Source organism: Streptomyces sp. NPDC056161 (assembly GCF_042268025.1).
In the GTDB taxonomy this organism is placed as follows: Bacteria; Actinomycetota; Actinomycetes; order Streptomycetales; family Streptomycetaceae; genus Streptomyces.
Genome location: NZ_JBHJUV010000124.1, coordinates 1 through 5417 on the forward strand (window position 1 = coordinate 1; position 5417 = coordinate 5417).

A 5417-nucleotide genomic window follows, 5' to 3' on the forward strand; every position below is an offset into this window, starting at 1 on the left:
GCCCCGGGCCAGGCTCGGGGCGCCGGCCGGCTCCGTCTCCCGGTACGCGGTCCGGCGAGGAACACGTCTCCCGCGGAACTCATGGATGCGAACGTTACCCGAAGGTACCTGTCGGTTCCGTAGCGTCTGGGTTCGGGGCGTTCAGGGCGTTCAGGGCGTCCGCGCAGGTCGCGACCGCGGACGGCAGGACGCGCGGGCCGGGTCCGCCCTGCCCCCTCACCTGTTGTGACACCACGCGAAGGAAGCACGCCATGAGTTCGCCGCACACGAAGACCTACGTACTCGTCCACGGAGCCTGGCACAGCGGACAGGTCTGGGACCGGGTGGTCCCGCTGCTGGGAGGGGCCGGACACCGGGTGTTCGCGCCGTCGCTGACCGGCCACGGCGAGAAGGCACACCTGCTCGGTCCCGAAGTGGGCCTCGACACACACGTCGACGACGTCGTCGGCCTCCTCGTCGACGAAGACCTCACCGACGTGGTGCTCGTCGGGCACAGCTACGCCGGCCTGGTCGTCTCGGCGGCGGCCGACCGGATCCCGGAGCGGATCGCCGGTCTGGTCTACGTGGACGCTCTGGTCCCGGTCGACGGCGAGAGCACGATCGACGTCCTGCCCGCGACCCAGTTCATGATCGACCAGGCCGCGGGCTCCGACACTCCCTGGCGTATCCCGCCGCTGCCCGAACAGCCCGCGCCGGCGGGACTGTTCGGGATCACCGACCCGGCGGACACCACCTGGGTGCGCACGCTGCTGTCCGACGAATCGGTGCGCTGCTTCCAGCAGCCGGTCCGCCTGCGCAACCCGGCCACGGACGCGATCCCCCGGACGCACATCCACTGCACCGGCGACAAACCGGCGGACTTCGTCCGGCGTGCCGTCCCCGCCCGCCAGCCCGACGGCACCCCGGCACAGGTGTGGGAGGTGCCGACCGGCCACGACTGCATGGTCACCGCGCCCGCCGACCTCGCCCGCCTCCTGCTCGCGGCCGGCTGATCCGCTCGCCGCCGCACCCCCCCGGCGCCCCGTTCGGACGATCCGCACGACCGCACGGATCGTCCGAATGGCCCGCCCGCCAGCGCGCCGCCTGGACCCGGCAGGGACTCTTCGGACGTACTGGCCAGATCGGCCCGCACCGGCTGGAGGACCCGTTGAGAGAACCGCGCCCCGTGACCGCCCAGGTCGCCGCCGACGCTCCGCGTGCCGCGGCGCGCGGCGGCCGCTCCGGCGGCAGGAGGACGACGACCGGCGGGAGCCCGCCGCCCGCACCGGCCGCCCGCGCAACCACCCGCGGCGGCTGACCCCGTGGACGGCCTCGCCCACCGCGCCCACCACCGACGGCTCCACGACGTCCTGTGGCTGCTCCTGCCCGTGGCGGTGGTGGCCGGCCTAGTGTGGTTCGGCCGGGTGCACACCCCCGACTACCAGACCGGCCTCTTCGGGCAGTACGCCGACGACGCCAGGCGGCTGAAGGCACAGCTCGGCTCCGCACTCCTGTGCCTGGCGCTGATCCAGGTGATCCTCGCCCTCTGGATCTACGGCCGCCTCCCCGCGCTGCGCGCCGCGCCGCACCGGATCCACACCACGCACCGCGTCATCGGCCTGCTCGCCTTCCTCGTCTCCCTCCCCGTCGCCCGGCACTGCATCACCGCCTACGGCGTCCAGCTGACCGACGCCCGCCGGGCACTGCACTCGCTCACCGGCTGCTTCCTGTACGGCGCCTTCGTCGCCAAGGTCGTCGTGGTCCGCCACCGCCGCTGGCCGGGTTGGGCACTACCCCTGGCCGGCGGCGTCCTCGTCACCGTGATCGTCCTGATCTGGTACTCGGCCCCCCTGTGGTACCTGAACGGCCACCAGGCACCCGGGCTGTGAGCGGCCGGCGGCCCGGGTCGCCGTTTCAGGTGCGGCGTGCGGCCCACACGGTGCGTTCGGTGCGTACGGCCAGATCGTCCCGGCGCAGGATGCTGCCGGGGCCGTCGGTGTCGAGGAGCCGGTCCAGCGCGGCCAGGTCCTCGGCCGGGAGGGCGTCGACGACGGTGGCGCGCATGCGCCGCAGGCTCCTGAGGGCGTAGCGGCCCACCGCCGCGGAACGGGCCTGGCCGACGCTGACGGCGACCGTGCGTTCGTCCTCCAGCGAGAAGCCGGCGGCGGTCAGCCGGGGGCCCCAGTCGGCACCGCGGTGCGGCACGTGCTCGGCGTGGTGGCGCTCGCTCGCGGCGTGGCAGCGCTCCTCCAGGCCGGGCCGGTCCGCCGGAGCGTCACCGGGCAGGAACCGGGGGAACCCGGCCAGTTCGACGATCGCGCACAGCCCGCCGGGCAGGAGCAGGTCGTGGATCTGCCGCAGGGTACGGTCCGGGTCGGCCATGTGGTGCAGGGAGGCCGACGCCCACACCAGATCAGGCGTGCCGAGGTCCGGCCAGGCCGCGTCGAGGTCGGCCTGGACGGTGCGCACGCGATCGGCCACACCCGTCGCGCATGCCTTCTCCCGCAGGCGGTGCAGGTGACCGGCCGAGGAGTCGACGGCGGTCACATGGGCCTCGGGGAAGCGTGCGAGCAGGGCGAAGGTGCCCGTGCCGGTCCCGCAGCCGAGGTCCACCAGCCGCGCGGGGGGCGACTCGACGGGCAGCCCGGCGACGAGGGACGCGTTCAGCTCGGCAAGCACCTCCGCGTCCAGGTCGAGCAACTCCGCCTGGCCGTCGCCGTGGTCGCCGGGCCCGTGGTCAGGACCGGGCTGGTGGGCAGGGTGCACGCCCTGGGCGTGCTCGGTGTGCGTCATGGAAGCACAGTAGGAAGACCATGCGCGCGGTGCACACTTTATTGCGTATACGGCAAGAAGACGAGTGCGTGCGCGGCTGGACACGCAACCGGCCAGCCGTGCGGACGGGCTTCGATCGCCCTGGGGGCGCTACTTCGCGGTGGCGCCCTCGTCGGCCCGGTGTCCGCGGCGGGCGTCTCGGTCGAAGATGCCCAGGATCTCGCACGGGCCGCCGTCGGCCCCGATGGCGTGCGGCAGCATGGTGGGGAACTCGGCGGCCTGGTCGGTCTCCACCCGGAAGCGGCGGTTGCCCAGCAGCAGGAGAGCGGTGCCGGAGAGCACCACGAGCCATTCCCGGCCGGGATGGGCGCGCAGCCGTGACGGGCTGTCCGGTGGCGGGCTCGTCATGCGCTGCCGCACGACGGTCATCCCGGGATCCGCCCGCACCGGCCAGCGCATCAGCCCGTGGGCCGTGTCGATCATCGGGTGGGAGACCACGTCGTCGGTGGCCGTCTCGACCAGTTGGTCGAGCGAGGTGTCCAGGGCGCGGGCGAGGGTGACGAGCTGGTCCAGGGCCAGCCGGCGCCGGCCGTTCTCGATCCGGCTGAGCGAGGACTGGCTGAGCTTCGCGCGGCCGGCCAGTTCTTCCAGGGACCAGCCCTGCGCCACCCGCAGGGCGCGGATCCGTTTGCGTACGAGGCTGTCCAGCTCGCCATCTTCTTGCGTCATAGGCATCAACCTATGCCCTCTTCGCAAGCGGCGCCTACCGTCGTCGTACCGGGCCCCGTGATCGGGACCCGTGCACACGACGGCATGGGACCGACGCGGCCCGCGTCGCCGCGCGGCCCGGCGCCGCTCGGGCCCGCGCGGCCACCCGGCACGACGGCCACGACACCGTCGTGCCGGCCATGACGGCCGGCCGTCGCCGCGGCGCCCGCCTCGACGGGGTGTCGCCCGTCCCGGCGGGGTGTCGCCCCGCCTTCCCGAGAGGACAACAAAGGACAACATGAGTACGAACCTGCCTGCGCGGGCGCACGTCGCCGACCCGGGTGGTGGCACCGGCACGACGGTCACGGACGCGCGCCGGCGCCGCTCGATCCTGGTCGCGGTCTGTATCGCGCTGATGGCGGTCATCGCCTCGGTCTCCGGCCTGAACGTCGCCCAGCCGGACCTCGCCGTCGCCTTCGGCGCATCCCAGAGCACCATCTTGTGGATCATCAACATCTACACCCTCAGCCTGGCTGCACTGCTGTTGCCGCTGGGCGCGGTCGGCGACAGGTGGGGCCGCAAGCCCGTACTCCTCGCGGGCCTGACCGTGTTCGGCGCCGCGAGCGCGCTGGCGGGTCTCGCCCCGTCCGCCGAGGTCATGCTCGCCGCACGCGTCCTCAGCGGAGTGGGCGCGGCGATGATCATGCCGGTCACGCTGGCCGTCATCACGTCCACCTTCCCGGCGGCGGAGCGCGGCCGGGCGATCGGTGTGTGGACCGGGGTCGCCGGTGGCGGCGGCATCCTGGGCATGTTCCTGTCGGCCGCCCTGGTCGACCTGGCCAGTTGGCGCTACCTGTTCGTGCTCCCCGTGGCGCTCGTCGTCGTCGCCCTCGTCATGACGCTGCGCTCCGTTCCGAACTCGCGGGAGGGCGCGTCGCACTCCTTCGACACCGTCGGTTCGATGGCCTCCGTCGTCGCGGTGGTCGGGCTGATCTTCTTCCTCCAGGAAGGCCCGGAGCGCGGCTGGACCGCGCCCGCCACCCTGGCGGGCCTCCTCGTCGGAGTCGCGGGTGCCGTGGGCTTCGTGTCCTGGGAGCTGCGCCGCCGCGCTCCGCTGCTGGAGGTACGGCTGTTCCGGGAGCGCGGACTGGCGAGCGGCTCGGTGGTGTTGCTGGTGGTCTTCGGTGTGCAGGCGGGCATCTTCGTCGTCCTCTTCCCGTTCTTCCAGGCCGTCCTCGGCTGGTCGGGGCTGCTGTCCACGGTGGCGCTCATGCCCATGGCCGTGCTGATGATGGCGGCCTCCGGCCTCGCCCCGCGCCTGGCCGAACGCGTCGGGGCCCGTACGACCATGGCGACCGGGATCCTCCTCGCCGGTGCGGGCCTGGCCCTGATGGCGATCCTGGTCTCCGTCGACGGCGGCTATCTCGCGGTCCTGCCCGGCATGCTCGCCATGGGCGTCGGCATGGGCCTGTCGATGACCCCCTCCACCGAGGCCATCACCGGCTCCCTGCCCCGCGAGCGCCAGGGCGTCGCCTCCGCGCTCAACGACGTCACCCGCGAATTCGGCACCGCGCTCGGCGTCGCCCTGCTCGGCGCGCTCCTGTCGGCCGGCTACCGCGGCGCCATCGACTCCCGGCTCGACGGCGTTCCGAAGGGCACCGCCGACACCGCCCGCGAAGGCATCGCCAACGCCCTCGAAACCGCCCACGGCGCCGGCCCGCACGCGCCGGCACTGATCCGGGCCGCACAGCAGTCCTTCGTCGACGGCTGGCAGACGGCGATGTGGACCGGGGTCGCCGTCATGGCCGCCCTGTTCCTCTACGTCGTCACCCTGGGCCCCCGGCACCAGGCCGGCGCGACCGCGAACGACACGGAACCCGCGGAGGCCACCGTGGCGTGAGGGACGAACACGGCGACCCGGTGGATCGCGGAGCGCCGAGCGCCCCGCCGGGCCCCGG

5 protein-coding genes are annotated in these 5417 nt (G+C 73.6%); 3 read left to right on the forward strand and 2 right to left on the reverse strand.

The annotated features are described in order from the left end of the window. The first annotated feature begins 251 nt into the window (after positions 1 to 251). On the forward strand, positions 252 to 992 hold the full coding sequence (locus ACFC09_RS45630; protein ID WP_376539055.1) for an alpha/beta fold hydrolase: 741 nt from the start codon (positions 252 to 254) through the stop codon (positions 990 to 992). Positions 993 to 1301: 309 nt separating this feature from the next. Further along, positions 1302 to 1868, forward strand: a complete 567-nt coding sequence (locus tag ACFC09_RS45635) for a DUF6529 family protein (protein ID WP_376539057.1) — start codon at positions 1302 to 1304, stop codon at positions 1866 to 1868. 25 nt (positions 1869 to 1893) lie between these two features. Here ACFC09_RS45635 and ACFC09_RS45640 read toward each other — a convergent pair whose 3' ends face one another. Next, positions 1894 to 2772: a class I SAM-dependent methyltransferase gene (locus tag ACFC09_RS45640; RefSeq protein WP_376539059.1), complete on the reverse strand. Its 879-nt coding sequence runs from the start codon at positions 2770 to 2772 to the stop codon at positions 1894 to 1896. Between the two features lie 129 nt (positions 2773 to 2901). Further along, on the reverse strand, positions 2902 to 3480 hold the full coding sequence (locus ACFC09_RS45645) for a helix-turn-helix domain-containing protein (protein WP_376539061.1): 579 nt from the start codon (positions 3478 to 3480) through the stop codon (positions 2902 to 2904). Positions 3481 to 3757: 277 nt separating this feature from the next. Between ACFC09_RS45645 and ACFC09_RS45650 the strand changes: the two genes are divergently transcribed. Continuing rightward, on the forward strand, positions 3758 to 5359 hold the full coding sequence (locus ACFC09_RS45650; protein WP_376539063.1) for an MFS transporter: 1602 nt from the start codon (positions 3758 to 3760) through the stop codon (positions 5357 to 5359). Positions 5360 to 5417 lie beyond the last annotated feature (58 nt).